Source organism: Haloprofundus salilacus, from assembly GCF_020150815.1.
Lineage (GTDB): Archaea > Halobacteriota > Halobacteria > Halobacteriales > Haloferacaceae > Haloprofundus > Haloprofundus salilacus.
On record NZ_CP083723.1, the window covers coordinates 2438596 to 2453045 of the forward strand.

The 14450-nt window shown below is 52.3% G+C and carries 13 protein-coding genes, 1 tRNA gene and 1 pseudogene; 6 read left to right on the forward strand and 9 right to left on the reverse strand.

Annotated features, from left to right (window positions below; all coding sequences use genetic code 11):
* The first annotated feature begins 131 nt into the window (after positions 1-131).
* Positions 132-608: a DUF5790 family protein gene (locus LAQ58_RS12545; RefSeq protein ID WP_224447797.1), complete on the forward strand. Its 477-nt coding sequence runs from the start codon at positions 132-134 to the stop codon at positions 606-608.
* On the opposite strand, the gene LAQ58_RS12550 is transcribed toward LAQ58_RS12545, so the two are convergent.
* Positions 609-1349 (reverse strand): creatininase family protein, encoded by a 741-nt coding sequence (locus LAQ58_RS12550; protein ID WP_224447798.1) that lies wholly within the window; start codon positions 1347-1349, stop codon positions 609-611.
* A 125-nt stretch (positions 1350-1474) separates the two neighbouring features.
* Here LAQ58_RS12550 and LAQ58_RS12555 point away from each other — a divergent pair, with 125 nt between their 5' ends.
* Positions 1475-1798, forward strand: coding sequence for a DUF5789 family protein (locus LAQ58_RS12555; RefSeq protein WP_224447799.1), 324 nt, complete (start codon positions 1475-1477; stop codon positions 1796-1798).
* Positions 1799-1835: 37 nt separating this feature from the next.
* Here LAQ58_RS12555 and LAQ58_RS12560 read toward each other — a convergent pair whose 3' ends face one another.
* Both LAQ58_RS12560 and LAQ58_RS12565 read right to left on the reverse strand, forming a co-directional pair.
* A complete protein-coding gene (locus LAQ58_RS12560) occupies positions 1836-3776 on the reverse strand; it encodes an ABC transporter ATP-binding protein (protein ID WP_224447800.1) in 1941 nt (646 codons plus the stop codon).
* A gap of 133 nt (positions 3777-3909) precedes the next feature.
* Positions 3910-4401: pseudogene (locus LAQ58_RS12565) on the reverse strand (DUF192 domain-containing protein); the annotation flags it as partial.
* Positions 4402-4493: 92 nt separating this feature from the next.
* Between LAQ58_RS12565 and LAQ58_RS12570 the strand changes: the two are divergent.
* A tRNA-Val gene (locus tag LAQ58_RS12570) sits at positions 4494-4567 on the forward strand.
* Between the two features lie 382 nt (positions 4568-4949).
* Positions 4950-5753: an HNH endonuclease gene (locus LAQ58_RS12575; protein ID WP_224447801.1), complete on the forward strand. Its 804-nt coding sequence runs from the start codon at positions 4950-4952 to the stop codon at positions 5751-5753.
* A 115-nt stretch (positions 5754-5868) separates the two neighbouring features.
* Here the strand turns inward: LAQ58_RS12575 and LAQ58_RS12580 are convergent, their stop codons facing one another.
* The 3 genes from LAQ58_RS12580 to LAQ58_RS19115 all read right to left on the reverse strand — a co-directional run bounded on the left by LAQ58_RS12580 (position 5869) and on the right by LAQ58_RS19115 (position 8536).
* Entirely contained in the window at positions 5869-6366 is a 498-nt protein-coding gene (locus LAQ58_RS12580) for an HNH endonuclease (RefSeq protein ID WP_224447802.1), read from the reverse strand.
* Between the two features lie 314 nt (positions 6367-6680).
* A complete protein-coding gene (locus LAQ58_RS12585) occupies positions 6681-7133 on the reverse strand; it encodes a hypothetical protein (protein ID WP_224447803.1) in 453 nt (150 codons plus the stop codon).
* Between the two features lie 938 nt (positions 7134-8071).
* The gene (locus tag LAQ58_RS19115) at positions 8072-8536 is read right to left on the reverse strand and encodes a GIY-YIG nuclease family protein (RefSeq protein ID WP_224447804.1); all 465 of its coding nucleotides are present in this window, start codon (positions 8534-8536) and stop codon (positions 8072-8074) included.
* A 577-nt stretch (positions 8537-9113) separates the two neighbouring features.
* On the opposite strand from LAQ58_RS19115, the gene LAQ58_RS12595 reads away from it, so the two are divergent.
* Positions 9114-9806 carry a hypothetical protein gene (locus LAQ58_RS12595; RefSeq protein WP_224447805.1) on the forward strand — a complete coding sequence of 231 codons (693 nt, stop codon included), beginning with the start codon at positions 9114-9116 and terminating at the stop codon, positions 9804-9806.
* An 82-nt stretch (positions 9807-9888) separates the two neighbouring features.
* Here LAQ58_RS12595 and LAQ58_RS12600 read toward each other — a convergent pair whose 3' ends face one another.
* Positions 9889-10683, reverse strand: a complete 795-nt coding sequence (locus LAQ58_RS12600) for a hypothetical protein (RefSeq protein WP_224447806.1) — start codon at positions 10681-10683, stop codon at positions 9889-9891.
* A 333-nt stretch (positions 10684-11016) separates the two neighbouring features.
* Here LAQ58_RS12600 and LAQ58_RS12605 point away from each other — a divergent pair, with 333 nt between their 5' ends.
* On the forward strand, positions 11017-11955 hold the full coding sequence (locus tag LAQ58_RS12605; protein WP_224447807.1) for a hypothetical protein: 939 nt from the start codon (positions 11017-11019) through the stop codon (positions 11953-11955).
* A 45-nt stretch (positions 11956-12000) separates the two neighbouring features.
* Here the strand turns inward: LAQ58_RS12605 and LAQ58_RS12610 are convergent, their stop codons facing one another.
* Together LAQ58_RS12610 and LAQ58_RS12615 are read right to left on the reverse strand one after the other, a co-directional pair.
* On the reverse strand, positions 12001-12864 hold the full coding sequence (locus LAQ58_RS12610; protein ID WP_224447808.1) for a hypothetical protein: 864 nt from the start codon (positions 12862-12864) through the stop codon (positions 12001-12003).
* A 111-nt stretch (positions 12865-12975) separates the two neighbouring features.
* Entirely contained in the window at positions 12976-13983 is a 1008-nt protein-coding gene (locus tag LAQ58_RS12615; RefSeq protein ID WP_224447809.1) for a tyrosine-type recombinase/integrase, read from the reverse strand.
* Positions 13984-14450 lie beyond the last annotated feature (467 nt).

Genomic DNA, 14450 nt, shown 5'->3' on the forward strand with positions numbered 1-14450 from the left:
TCGGCGACGCCGCTCGCACTGTAATAATCTCGTGGCCGAAACTGAATTCGGTACGGAGACCGCGACAGTCGCCGGATTTCACTTTCACTTTCGGGCATGTATTTAAAACGAGTCGGAGCGAAACGTCGGGTATGAGTCAATCGAAACTGGGCGACGACGAGCTATTCGGCGAGGCGGCCGCAGAGATGCGCGAGGACGTCGAAGAACACCTCGCCGCGGCGCGCGAGACGCTCCCCGAAGGCGACGACATCTGGGAGACGGAAGCCGACAACGTCCTCGGCGTGCTCAACGGCCTGCGCTCGGCGCTCGACACCGGCGACGCCGAAGACCACCTCCGACAGGCGAAGAAGTGGTACACCATCGGCGAGCGCGCCGACGCATTCGAGGACGCCGACGACCTCGCAGAAGCCATCGAGGAAGTCGAGGAACTCCTCGAGCAGATCACCGAGGCTCACGAGAACGTGAGCGAACTCGCGAGCACCGTCCCGCAGCTCCGCGGCGCGCTGGACGAGGCGCACGAGGAGACCGACGCCGACGAGGACGAAGAGGGAGACGAGGAAGAAACGGAAGCCGACGAGGAAGAAGAAGACGAAGAAGACGAAGAGTAACTACGACCGTCGTTCCGGTCGCGACACGTCCCGCTCGGTGACCGCATCGAGTACCTGCGCAAGCGCCGCCGCCGCCGTATCGAGCAGTTCCTCGCCCAGCGCTGCGTCGCCGTCGTTCGGGTCGCCGACGACGCCGTTCTCGGCGAACTCCGCCGAGTCGTGCGCGAGGTTGACGCTCGCGACCCACTCGCCCCATCGGTCGGCCGCCCCCGCTCTCGCTTCCTCCATCCGGTCTTCTTGCACCGTCTCCGGCGCGATATGTCTGAGCAGCGCCGTCTCCAGCGGCCCGCCGTGTCCCATCCGCGTCGCGTGTTCGCCGACAGCCTCGAACCACGTGAACGAGACGGCGTAGGCGTCGTCATGGCGAGAAATCCTCGCCGTCACCTCGCGGAGCGCGCCGACGTTGCCGCCGTGTCCGTTGACGACGACGACGCGGTCGAAGCCGTGGTAGGCCAGACTCTGGACCGTCTCGCGGACGTACGCGCGAAACGTCTCCTCCGACACCCAGAGCGTCCCCGGGAACTGTCGGTGTTCCTCGGCGATACCGACGGGGACAGTCGGCGCGACGACGACGTCTTGGTCCGAAGCGTCGGCACCCGCGGCGGCGACGGCTTCGGCGGTGAGCGCGTCGGTTCCGAGGGGCGCGTGCGGGCCGTGCTGTTCGGTGCTGCCGACCGGGAGTAACGCGAGGTCGGCGTCGAGGTCGCGGACGTCGGTCCACGCGGCGTCGGTGAGATGCATACCGGCCGCACTCGCTCAGAGGGCTTGTAATCCGCGGCTTCGACGTGGTCGAGCCGTCCGGAGTTCGTTCACGAAAACCGACGTATGCGAACGGGTTTTTGCCCCGGCGTTGACCACAGATACGCATGAGTAACGACGAAGGCGACGACAGTCGCGAGTTGGGCGTCGAGTTCGGCGAGTTGGAGCCGGAGCTTGAGTCGCACGACTACCCGACGACGACCGAGGAACTCGTCGACGAGTACGGCGATTACGAACTCGAACTCTCGGACGAGACGCGGACGTTCAGCGAAGTTATGGAGCCATATCAAGAGGAGATGGACCAGGACTTCGAAGACGCCGAGGAGGTCAAGCAGGCGGTGCTCAATATGGTCGGGTCGGAAGCGGTCGGCCGTCAGCGATACAGCGACCGCGGCAACGAGCAGTCGCAGGACGAACAGGAGTCGATCTGACGGTTTTTCTTCGGATGGAGTGATCGGACGCCAGGACTTAGTCGTCTTGCGCTTCGGTTCGCGCCTGACGACGCGTCGCGCGTTCGATGAACTCCTCCGGGAGTTCGTCTATCTCGCCGGCCTGGACGCCCCAGAGGTGGGCGTAGAGGTCGTCGTTGGAGAGGAGTTCCTCGTGAGTCCCGCGCTCCTTGACTCTCCCGCCTTCGAGAACGAGAATCCGGTCGGCGTCCTTGATAGTCGAGAGTCGGTGCGCGATAGCGAACGTCGTCCGGTTCTCCGTGAGTCGGTCGAGGCTCCGCTGGATGAGCATCTCCGTCTCGGTGTCCACGTCGGAGGTGGCCTCGTCAAGGACGAGTATTTCGGGGTCTTTCAGGATGGCGCGAGCGATGGAGAGACGCTGGCGCTGCCCGCCCGAGAGTTTTACCCCGCGCTCGCCGATTTCGGTGTCGTAGCCCTCGGAGAGGTTCTCGATGAACTCGTGAGCCTCGGCGGCTTTCGCGGCCTGGACTATCTCCTCGTGGCTGGCGTCGAACGTCCCGTACGCGATGTTGTCGCGGACGGTTCCGTAGAACATGAACGTCTCCTGACTGACGTAGCCGATGGCCTGCCGGAGGCTCGGAATCGTCACGTCGCGGAGGTCCTGGCCGTCGATTTCGATTCGCCCCTCGTCGACGTCGTACATCCGCAGGAGGAGTTTGAGAATCGTCGACTTGCCCGCGCCGGTCGGACCGACGAGCGCGAGCGTCTCACCGCCGTCGACCTCGAAGTCGACGTCTTCGACGATGGTCTCGTCCTCGTCGTAGCCGAAGGTGACCGAATCGTACTCGACGCGTCCCTCGTCGACGACGAGTGCGTCGGCGTCGGGGTCCTCGGCGATGCGCGAGGGTTCGTCCATCAGCCCGAAGATACGGGCCGAGGAGGCGCGGGCGCGCTGGTACATGTTGATAATCTGTCCGAACTGCGCCATCGGCCAGATGAACCGCTGGGTGAGGACGATGAAGGTGACGAACTGGCCGATGGAGAGCGCCTCCGTGAACGGTCCCGGCGGGCCGGCGAACACCCACAGACCGCCGACAAAGAACGTGATGACGAAGCCGATGCCGGCGAGGACGCGCAGTCCGGGGAAGAACTTGATGCGCGTGCGAATCGCGTCCCAGTTGGCGTCGAAGTAGTCCATCGACACGTCGTCGACGCGGTCGGACTCGTAACCCTCCGTGTTCGACGTTTTGATGACCTGAATGCCGCCGAGGTTGTTCTCCAGTCGGGAGTTGAGCGTCCCCACCGAGGAGCGAACGTCAGCGTATTTGGGTTGGATGATGTCGACGAACTTCCAGGTGAACAGCGCGATGAGCGGCACCGGGAGGAGCGCGACGAGCGCCAGTTGCCAGTTCATCGAGAAGAGGATCGCCGCGATGGCGACGACCATCACCGACAGGCGGAAGAAGGAGTTCATCCCGTCGTTGAGGAACCGTTCGAGGCGGTTGACGTCGTTCGAGAGGATTGACATCATCTCGCCGGTCTGCTTGTCGGCGAAGAAGTCCATGTTCAACCGCTGCATCTTGTCGTACGTGTCGGTCCGGATGGCGTGCTGGATGTTCTGCGCGAAGGAGTTCCACCCCCAGTTGCGCGTCCAGTGGAACACCGCGCCGCCGAAGAAGCCGAAGGCGATGAGACCGACCGAGAAGTAGAACTGTTCGGTCTGCGTGGCCGGAATCACGCCCGAGACGGCGGCGGCCGACACGGGAATCGTGTCGGCGACGGCCTGCGCGTACTCCTTGTCGCCGAACACCGCGTCGATAGCGATACCGAGCACCACCGGCGGGAGCAAGTCGAGGAGTCGGGCGACGACACTGGCGAGCAGCCCGACGGCGAACTGGAAGGCGTTCTGCCGACCGTACTCGGAGAACAGTCGGCGCATCGGGTTGTCCGTCTGCTGTCGCTGCGCTTCGAAGGGGTCGTCGTCTACGGCCGTTCCCATTATCTCCGTAACAGGAGACCACCGTTAAAAAGCATTACCTACGAATCGAAATACTCCGGTTCGTCGCCGCGTCGTCGGGCGTCGCTTCGCTGGACGCGAGGTCGCCTGCCGTCGTGTTAGCGGTCGTTTCGTTCGGAATCAGGAGTCTATCGCCCTCGGAGACGCCCGTTCGGTTGGTGTAGCCTATCGGCACTTCGAGGACATACTTTCCGTATCCCGTGTAGCGCGTCAGTTCCCCTTCGGACGTGCCGGGCGGCTCCAGCGGCGCGTGGTGGATCTTCGTGATGGTCCCGTTGGCGTCGACGAAGATGATGTCGAGCGGGAAATCCATATTCCGCATGACGTAGGAGTAGTTCTTCTGGCGGTCGTGGATGAACAGCATCCCCTCGCCGTCGTCGAGCGACGTGGTGTTGCTCAACCCGGTGTAGCGTTTACTGTACGTGTCGGCGATTCGAACGTCGACGGAGGCAAGTTGGGTACCGTTGGTCTCGTCGACGACGGTGACCGTCGCCGTCTCGTACGCGCTCGGTTCGGGCGGGTCGCGGACGTAGTCGAGGGCGAAGACGCCGCCCACGGCGGTCAGAGAAACGACGAGGAGACCGGCGAAGAGAGCTCGCGAGCGCACGGTCGTGAGAACGAAGCCCACGCGAGTAAGCGTTCCGGGGGCGAACGCAGAGAGTAACAGTTATTCGAGCGGAGTGACTCGTGGTGAAACGCGGGCTCGTGGTCTAGTTGGTTATGACGCGGCCCTTACAAGGCCGAGGTCGGTGGTTCGAATCCGCCCGAGCCCACTACCGCGCCTCACGTTTTTGATTCGCAGTACGGCGTTCGATTTTGACCCTCTTGCCCTGGGGGTATCGTCGTAGATCCGAACCACGATGTGCACGTACCACCTCGCTATCTGGCACTCATGACCATATCCGCGCGCTACTCACCTAGTTCTTTCGCAGTAAAGCACATTACGAGAATATCTAGCGGTAGAGACCCCGCGACCGACGACACGTTGCCTTTTCCCAATCTCCGAGTGGTCAGAGGCTCTGTTGAAACCCTCAGCCGATGACAGAGGTATTATGCAAGATAAATAGGTTGTATTCCGTAGACATTTAACAATGAACGAGATTCGAGATAGAATTCTGGCGCAAGAGTAATATCATATTATTTGAAATATCGGACATGGGTATTGTACGAAGAGACGGAAAGTGGAGGCTTGACAAACGGGAGGCAGGTGTCTACGAAGTCACCTTTGAGAATCAACCAGAACTGAAGATAGTGACCTCTGACTACAGTCCACGCGGTTTCATGGATGAACGGACTGACTTCTCCATCGAAGTACGGGAAGTCGATTCCTTCTCCGAAGCAGAGGCCCTTTTCGAAGAGGTAGCTAAGGGAAGCTCCTCCAGAATCGGCGGGCATTCTCTGCCGATTGGAGCTAATGAGTCAGAAACTTTTGATGGGAGTGGAGAGGATTACAGCCTTTCCGACCTTCCACCCGTAGGTGCTCTCTTATTTGGTACATTAGTGGGGGGTATCCTCATCAACTCGAGTGGGTTGGCTGTCCAATCAATGAGCTTCCTAATTGGAGTTGCCTTCTTCATACTCCCTCTTGCCGTTCTCGCATTCACCTACCGAGAATATGCTTCTAACGGGCCAAAAGCTGCTATTACATACTTATTCACCGTGGAGGAGAGCAACAAGGATAACTCACGCTCTGAGGACGAGACACCTGACCGAACACCACCTGCTCCTCAAGCATTAAAGAACGAGCTATACTTCGAGCGAGCTGAGCGCAAATGCGAGTGGTGCAATGAATCCATTGACTCACACGAAACGCATCACATCAGACCTCGGAGCGAGGGTGGACCAAATGAGCCGAACAATTTGATTATTCTTTGCCCGAATTGCCATGATAAGGCTGACCGTGGAATGATTTCTCGCTCAAAGCTCAAAAGAGTAGTTTCGATGAACAGCAAGCAATAACCAGACCAAGCAGCGGGTAGTAGGTGGAAAGCCTTCAATTCCGCATACGTACCCAGTATTCAGCACGGTTCCTGAAACCCCTCACCGCTTGAGGGATTCAACAGAGTTAGGTCAGTTAGTGTGTGCTCTTTCGCTGTTCGTGATGGTGTTTTGTGTGGTCAGATGCGGACATCAGTTCGAGATTCTCTGAACGATTGTCGAAAGGAATTCCGTTCTTATGATGAACCTGGTATTCTCCGCTGGAGAATACTTTGTGGGGGTCCTCACCGTCGTGGATTACCTGAAGTTGGTGAAGATAGACTTCATGAGACCCATCAGGATCGTTTGAGTAGCACCGTACATATCCAGTATCCCCACGGGTGGATAATCCAACATGGTTCTTCTTAGCGGCCTCTGACCTATCTCGTGTATCGATATCGTGGCGGGCCAGCCAATTTGAGACACTCGATTGAGAACAACCAAGATAGTTAGCAATCTCTTGTTGACTCATCTCTTCCTCTAAGTATAGTATTTCCAAAATCTCACGATTTTGGTATGGCTTCTCGCTTCGTTCTATCTTTTCCTGGAGTGTCTCTCTCTCTACGGGTGGTGAAGTCTCTGCTACAGCACTCATTTTCGCTGCGCCTCCTCGTTCTTGTTTCTCGCTAAAAGTGCCCTACAGGCCTGCTTTACCACTACTCCATACGGAACGGTACTGTCGTCAAATACTGCTTGACGAGTTGCTCGTAACTGTTCTTTTTCGCTGTCGCTCAGTCTAATTCGCTTCTTTCTCATTAGTACTGTAGTAGGAGTGGCCATCAACGGCCACTTCCTCTACTTATAGTGTACTGACGAATGATTGATTTAAAGCAAATAGAGGAGTTTTCCTCAACTACTGAATAGAGTGAATGTTTGTTCTCACGCTAATAGCGTGCTCAGATATCGGTGTTACTTGCGGATTTGCTTGTGAAGTTGAGAGAGCGCTTCACGCATATCACCAATACTCATGCCGACTTCCGTGACAACTGCTTGAAATTCACTCCGATTCTGCATTCGATTTTTCAAATTCTGTATATAACAGTTACCAACGAAGGCTATTGCCGCGATAATATGTGCGTCTTGGCCGCCACCTTCACCCTCGTGTCCATATGATGTGAAGGCTCCAGAGTTAATGTTCAGAACGATTTCCTGGACCTCATCAATCTGCGTCTGATTTAGCCCTACAGCAGAAGCTAATGCATGTATACGCGCTTTCAGGAATCGTCGCTCTCTGTTGAGTTTTTGACGGCCATCTTCTCGCCCACGGTGTCCATCCACCCCTCGATGCCAAGCATCGGCAGAATATACCCACGTTGTTAGCTGACTTCCGTCAAAGGTCGTAGCAGCTGCTGAATCTTCCATCGCAACTGCATACTTGTATTGGAGTGTCCCAGTTCCGTTTTTGCTATTATCATTGAAAGACTCACGCTCAGCCCTCAAGTCTATAGAGGCAGTCCAAAGGTCTACACCATCGTGGACGAGTCCACATTCTACACAGTATGTTTCCCAGTCGTTGTATGAGACCTTCCCATTGCACTCATCACATCGGCCGCGAGGCGTCTTTGTTTGTTCAATGGGGGTTATCTCTTCCTCATCATCCGTAGTGTAGAACCAGCGGTATGGATATGGCGAATGGTGTATTTTGCTGTCCTGGGGTAGCTCACTACTATAGCTCGTACTGAAGCAAGTTGCTGATGACATGTGCGGATCTACGGACGCCTTCAGTCACGAACACAGGTAATCCGCGGGGCAAAAGAGCCTATTCCTGACGGACTTCTTCTGTGGGATATACGGCGTCTCGTATACATAATTACGTCCTGGAAATTGAAAAGTGTGCTGATTTGATGGATTGTATTCTTATACACCCCCTTCGGTGTCATTGGAAGTGGTAAGGTCGTGAGGGAGGTCGGATGAACGTGTGAAAGTAGAACGAGCATAGATGGGATACGGCCTTAGCAGCTCATGAGGGTTGAATGGCGGTCAAAGGTGAATAGTACGAACTGCCAACGGAGATGTGGACGATGGTGAGTCAGATAGATGCCTATTTAGGTTCACTTGGGAGATGCTCTGACTCTTTGATACGGTCATGTCTTGCGCACATGCGTGATGAACTTGTGGACACAACCGTGAAGGCGCTCAGATGGCCTGAGATTGCTTCAGATTCGTTCCGATCTCGGGACGAATAGGAACGCCCAAACAACAGCAGTAACGCCTCTATGAGGCTAAGAATACCTCTCAGACATAGCCCCACCCGTCATTGATTGAGTGAATTAGCCTCATGCAACAGGTGCTACGAGGAATTAGTCCCAGTGAAACCTCTCATGCCTGTTGTGACGATAGTAAACGTATGTGTCGTCCAAGTTCTGATATTCTTCACCGACCTTAGCTTCTTGATCTCTTGCCTCTTCTATCGATTCATAGCATCTAATTTCCGTTAGGTGAGTTGGCCGATATTGTTGAGTGAACTTTGCTCCGTAAGACTTCCCACGGACGTGTTTCCACAACCGATTCTCAAGCCATTGGGAACAGCCAATATAAATCAGGCGACTATTCGTAAGTGCTTCTGCGACTCGGATTTTCCTTCCATCATGCGGCTCCTCGATTTGTCCGACGTTTGCTGGACTGAAGCATTCTAATCGGTAGACACAGTTGCCTGTCCATTCATCAGTAAAGTCGGACTGGATTTCATCGACTATTCTCGTTACTTCACCTTCGTGTTCATCTTTCGGTGCTTCTCGAACTGGGAGTGTATATTCGACATGCACATCCTACTTGAGATTCTGTAAGTACGTCAATTTATTTCCCAGTTGATTACTTCGATACTACCATCTATGAGGATTGGTCGATGACTAATCGAAAATCAAGCAAGAATACCCTTAGAACCGAATCTTGGGAACATGGTACTCAACCAAAATACAGAGCCATCGCATTCCAACCCCGCAATCAAGATCACTTCAACCCTAATCTACGTACCTAAACCAATTATATGGTATTTGGAGATTCTACTTGAGTAACCCTCTCCATCACCCTCTACTTACAAAGACAGGGAAAGGGGGCATATAAGGAGAGCCAAGAAGAGGGGACATTTAGTGGCATAGGCTCTGTCGAAATCTTCAAATCGGGATAGAAACCGCGTGTTGAATACAGAGCGCGACTGCAGCACGTCCGAAATCAGCGACGATAGGGGGAAGAACTGAACTTATTAATGTACCAGATCAGCCGCACAACACACGCAGATACAGGCTAAAGGATAAATGCTCCGTAATATCGCACAAAAAGGGGTGTTCGTTCGACACTCATCTGAATAAGATATTTTAAATATCGAATATCAACAGTAGTTGGATGACCACGGTGACTAGCGGAGATTCGGCCAAGATCCCTGGCTACGGACTGAAGTTGATTGTTTCGTTCTGGGCTATAGGGGTCTCGTTGGCCATTGGACTGATGTTAGCAAATTTCTTTGAAAACTACTCGTCTGGATTGTCTATTTCCGCTATTCAGGTACTTGAGGCAGTCGAGTTTTTCCCACTTTTATTGGCGTGGGGATTCATGATTCGTTACTCTGCTCAGTGGCTCATGCATATTCCACGGCTAGCCAGCGACACCGTTACTCAATACGAGAAGAGCACTGTTCGAGGCGTGTTCAGTCTCTTTATCGCAACCTTTGGTCTCATATGGTGGGCAGAACGCCTGCTAACGAGAGAGTTGCTAGCACACGCAATATTCACGTGGCCCTTCCCTATCACTGTGCTCGGACTCTCCTACAGCAGCTGGTACTACTCCAAAATGAAAGCCTATCGAAGGGCCGTGTCCGAGGGTCAACCAACTCCCAGTCGGACGGAGAGCAAACTGCCTACACCTATCGGGTTTCTTACTAGTGTCAAAGAGGGAGAAGTAACGGTCGAGAAGGTCGGTCTTGACCGAGGACTTCCCACGTTTCTGTTCAAAATCGAATCCGACAATGGCGACGATATAGTCCTAAACCTCGGCATGGAACGGCTTCTCCCGACTGCCCTGTTCAAGCAAGACAAGTAGTGGCTGAATCCACCTAATATATTCAGCACGGTTGCGCCAAACAATCGCTGAGGGTTTCCAACACAGCCAAATAAGACAATCCTCATTCGTCTTCCGACTTGACTTCGAATTCTACTTTTGCATCATCATCTTCAAGTGCTTCCATAAGCACCTCTGCTTGTTCAGGGTCAAGCCCAATATTTTCGCCTACAGCATCAGAAAGTTGCTCCAGGAAATCAGGAAGCTCCTTGTCTTTGAGATTAATCTGCATCTCGTTCACAACAATCTCAGGAGTAGTATCATGTTCTTTGTTAGATTCTTTCCGTTCACGGTTAATCGTATATGCGACTAATGCAAGTTCGATGAGAAGTGGGATGTTGTTGGCAACTACATCAACGATAAAAGCGCCTTCAGCAGATTTCTGGACTTCAAGTCTTGCTGGTACTCCTTTTTCGGATATCGCTTCCTTCAACTGGTGGTAATCCTCTCCCAAGCCTAAATATCTGAAATTTATCTGGTTAGGGTTCCACGCTTCCTCCTTGGTGTTTTCGTAGCCGACAAGAGATACGCTAAACCCACCAAGTCTATCGATTTCGTCCTCACGATGTTCAATATCTTCGTATAATCCGACTTCGCCAACAAGATGAGTTACATCATCTTCTTCTTGGATTCCTGCCCACAGAATTTCTCCCATTGGGTCGTCACGATTGTGATGAATCGATACGATACGGCGTTCGGGGTGCTGTTTCATCGATTCAATGTATTCTGGATACAATTTGTCAGAGACAACATGACCGTGTGCATCCTTCTGTGTGGTATTGAAGGACCCTCTGATTCGACCGCTAAGAGGCTTGTCAGTTACTCGATCGAACTTCACCAGGTTATGGATGTTCTCCATGTTAATTGAATATGATATGGATTGGTCACTAATAACTGCTGCCAATCAGAATAATTGGTGGATTTACAGGTGATTAAGGAGCGCTGGTAAGATGTTGAGCCCTTCTGGTATATTTAGCATGGCTTCATAAACGGTCATGGATAATTGATTTCAAGAGAGATGTTACATCATTCTTGCATGGAATCTCCGCGAGTCGAGGCACGAGAACGCAGACCCGCCCCCATCAAGATTAGATTCGGGGGAAGTTAGCGTGTGACATACGTAGGGGTGCATTCGACTGCTCCCTCTTGCCGAAATTATTATCAATGTTTATTGATTTCTCTTTAGCGAACTATGGTTGAAGATTCTGATTATTATTCAAATAGGCAAAAACAGAATCAACCACGAGTACATTCTACACTGACGCAACCAGCTAGAGAGAGACTATCTCGTATCGTAGCGCATCCATATCGACAAGGTAAGGAGGCAGGGATCGGGCACGTTAATCTCTCTGGTGAAGTCATCAATAGAGCAATAAACGGAGTCTACGAAGATGTGGGCCGTTCTAGAGTCACCGAACAAATGAACGCGACAATGGGCGATACTGCGTCATATCATAGTTCGCTCATAGAAGATACAGATACAGACATTGTATTAACATATATAGAAAAAGTGTTTGACATTTGCTTCACCCAATCCACGTTTTCGAACCAAAGTTTAGTAAAGAAGAATGCTCTCCGACGGTCGCAGCAGCTCGTGAATACGGTGATGGAAACGGAAGGTATTCTATATGAATTCAAAGAAAGTGAAGGGAGGTTTAGATTTCGACAAATCGCAACAGAGCGGTTAGAAGAGAGCGACGGGGAACTTTCTGATCTCGCACTAGGAGAAAAATGGGAAAAGCCGTTGAAAGGATACGATGAAGCGTATCGCCTCTACCGTGAGCGAACCTACAGCTATGCGATTCCTGAGAGTCTCTATAATGCAATTGAAGAGGTTGTGAAGACTATTTGCGTGGATCTTGAGTCTTGGGAGGGTAACCGAGATCAGAATCTTTCAATTTATCTAAATGTTATGAGTGATAAACAGTTATTTTCACCTAATAATATAATGCGAGAGGAACTTCGACTGTTGCACGAATCAATGGAGAAAACCTTCCAAAAGGCAGGGGGCGATCGTAAGAACCGACATTCTAGTGATATGGATCGTCAATACGCTACTCTACTGTTGGCGCAAGTATCTGCATATATACTGTTTATAATCCAGAGATATGAGGAAAAATACGGCTCATAATCCAATATCTGCTAATGGATGAGGGTGATTGGATACCTTATAGGACTAATCGCGGTTTTGGTAGAGAGAATAAATACCGATTGCACTGCCAGATATACCAAAAGCAGTTCCAAGGCTTAAGCCGTCCACAAAGAAAGACATACCGAGAATCATGATTGAAGAGGTAATTACAATCTCGCGACCAGTAAAGAGGAAGCGAGTAGCGCGTTTGATGTCCGAGATGAGTCGACCTCTCATCGTCTTTTCCCCAGTGTACGCGGTGTCCATGTCCTTTGCGAGCTGTGAAAAAGTCGTTTCTGAGGTACTTGCTACTGAATTAGAAAACTCCTCCATGAAGAGCGGAAATGTCTGATGGAACTCATCGGATATGTAAGTAGGGTCCCCTGCCTCAACGACCTTACTTAGATAGTGCTCAGCATCTTCAAACCTCTTCTTATCTAATCTCTTGAACTGATGTGAGTCAAAGAATGACAGAGAAGTCGAAATTCTCTCAATAACAGGTTCCAGACTATCTGGGTCACTTCGGTACGTTTTGAAAGCAGATGCGAGTTCATGATATGCAACCATTTCTGTTGAAATCTCAGAGAACAGGCGAGCCAACCAAGAGATTGTCCCTAAGAGGATAACTGCAGCAAAGAGAGATCCCGCAAAATAACTAAATGGTTCTACGATGACATTCGAGTCTTGTCCGTAGTATTGATGCTCAAAAAGGGCGACAGCAAAGATACCACCTACTGTTAAGCCACCAATACGTGGAAACCATAAGTCGGCCCACTCTCCGTATATTTTGTATCCCTTGTATCGGTCTACTCTCTTTTCATCTAGAATGTTCTCTTCTATGAAAGATTGTATCGAATCCCTTCCCTCTGTATTTTTTGAGATCCTAGTCTTCTCTGACTTGCTACTCATGGGTAATCGACTTGAACGTGACAGATATAAGATTTTTGTTGAAGAGAATATAGTCAGAAAGAGGTTAAGCGCGACTGGCCATATCTAAAGCTATCGATAGGTTGATTTTGATTAGAGATTGTTAAGAAATCCACGTCGTTGCTCTGCTTTTTGCTCCTCAGTACGTTTGTCGTAGTGCTTGTCCAGAATTTCCTTACTCACGTTCATGCGATCACTCACGACCTGTTCAGGAACATCGTTAAGAAGAAAGTGCGTGATTGCACCACGACGGATATCATGAGGCCGAATACTACTTGGACACGTTGCACCCCCCTTGTAGCCCTCTGCATCGCATTCCTCAGGTTCTCGGTCGTGAGGACATTCTCCAAGGAAGCATGGTTGTGTGACACGGTACACTGTACGGCGTAGAGTGCTGATGGTGGGTCGTCCGTGTGCTGTTGTAAACAGAGGTTGCCGTTCGTAGTCGTCGGTCACGCTGTGGCGACTGTTATCAATATAGTCCGCAAGCACCTTCGATGTATGAGACGTGAGAGTAACGTATCGCTCACCGTGCTTTGCATTCTTTAGCGGGGTGTCGGTCTCAGGTCGGTGGATCAATTCAACACGATCTCGCTGACGGTGAACATCCTTCACGTCAATTCCACGAGCAGCACCAACACGAATTCCAGTACGCCAGAGGAGGAGGAAGAGTGCGTGTTCGCGGCTGGCGTATTTGAATTGACTAAGATGTTCCAGAATCTTCTCAGCCCGTTTTGCCTCCATGATAGTGTCACGGTGCTCACCGTCGCCAGCATCTGGGAGTTCTACTTTCTCGTGGAGTCGGTGGGGAACCCCGTCAATGCGTTCACAGAACTTGAGAAAGGCACGGATAGTAGCAAGTTGACCACGGAGTGAGACCGTAGTGAGATTACCGTCCTTGCGCCGCCAAACACGGTACGCTTGCAGATCACGTCCGCTTAGCTCGTTGAGATTATCACGACCCTCTTTGTCGCACCACCGAATAAAATGCTGAAGACGATATTCATGGGATTGGACAGTGCTGGCTGCTTTCTCGCCTTCTGCTGATTGTAGGTACAGTTCGACTGCTTCTTCTGCAGAGATCGGCTCTAGTTTCGTCATGGCTCTTGTCACTGAGCACCAGTTGGGCAGGCGGGTGAAGTGCACCTCATCTGGGTGAAGTGCGGTGAGACACGGCCCTGGAACCACCAAGTCGGTGAGTGGTCGAGTCCCGCAGGGAGTCGGCCACTATCGCGGGCCGCCTGCGGCCCGAGAGGTTCGAATCCGCCCGAGCCCATGAAAATCCGCGAGCGCAGCGAGCGTGATTTTCTGTCGAGAGGGCGATGCGAGCCCAGAGGACGAGCGAACTCGGCGTGGTTCGAGTCCATCCGAGACTTGTTTCTGTGAAAGCGCTCGAATTCAAAGGGAGGGCAGCGTCCTCGCGAACCGAGTCCGCGCGGGTCGAGTTCTGCCGGTTTCTCGACTAGAGACTGAGTCTCCGCTGTCGAACCCGCCCGAGACACCCATATCAAAATTTCTACTGTTCTATCGAAGATGGCCTTTCAGTCCGGTAATTATCGCATCCAAAC

Coding starts and splice junctions, on each gene's coding strand:
- LAQ58_RS12545 (WP_224447797.1), top strand. CDS start 132: ATGAGTCAATCGAAACTGGGCGACGACGAGCTATTCGGCGAGGCGGCC.
- LAQ58_RS12550 (WP_224447798.1), bottom strand. CDS start 1,349: ATGCATCTCACCGACGCCGCGTGGACCGACGTCCGCGACCTCGACGCC.
- LAQ58_RS12555 (WP_224447799.1), top strand. CDS start 1,475: ATGAGTAACGACGAAGGCGACGACAGTCGCGAGTTGGGCGTCGAGTTC.
- LAQ58_RS12560 (WP_224447800.1), bottom strand. CDS start 3,776: ATGGGAACGGCCGTAGACGACGACCCCTTCGAAGCGCAGCGACAGCAG.
- LAQ58_RS12575 (WP_224447801.1), top strand. CDS start 4,950: ATGGGTATTGTACGAAGAGACGGAAAGTGGAGGCTTGACAAACGGGAG.
- LAQ58_RS12580 (WP_224447802.1), bottom strand. CDS start 6,366: ATGAGTGCTGTAGCAGAGACTTCACCACCCGTAGAGAGAGAGACACTC.
- LAQ58_RS12585 (WP_224447803.1), bottom strand. CDS start 7,133: ATGGAAGATTCAGCAGCTGCTACGACCTTTGACGGAAGTCAGCTAACA.
- LAQ58_RS12595 (WP_224447805.1), top strand. CDS start 9,114: ATGACCACGGTGACTAGCGGAGATTCGGCCAAGATCCCTGGCTACGGA.
- LAQ58_RS12600 (WP_224447806.1), bottom strand. CDS start 10,683: ATGGAGAACATCCATAACCTGGTGAAGTTCGATCGAGTAACTGACAAG.
- LAQ58_RS12605 (WP_224447807.1), top strand. CDS start 11,017: ATGGTTGAAGATTCTGATTATTATTCAAATAGGCAAAAACAGAATCAA.
- LAQ58_RS12610 (WP_224447808.1), bottom strand. CDS start 12,864: ATGAGTAGCAAGTCAGAGAAGACTAGGATCTCAAAAAATACAGAGGGA.
- LAQ58_RS12615 (WP_224447809.1), bottom strand. CDS start 13,983: ATGACGAAACTAGAGCCGATCTCTGCAGAAGAAGCAGTCGAACTGTAC.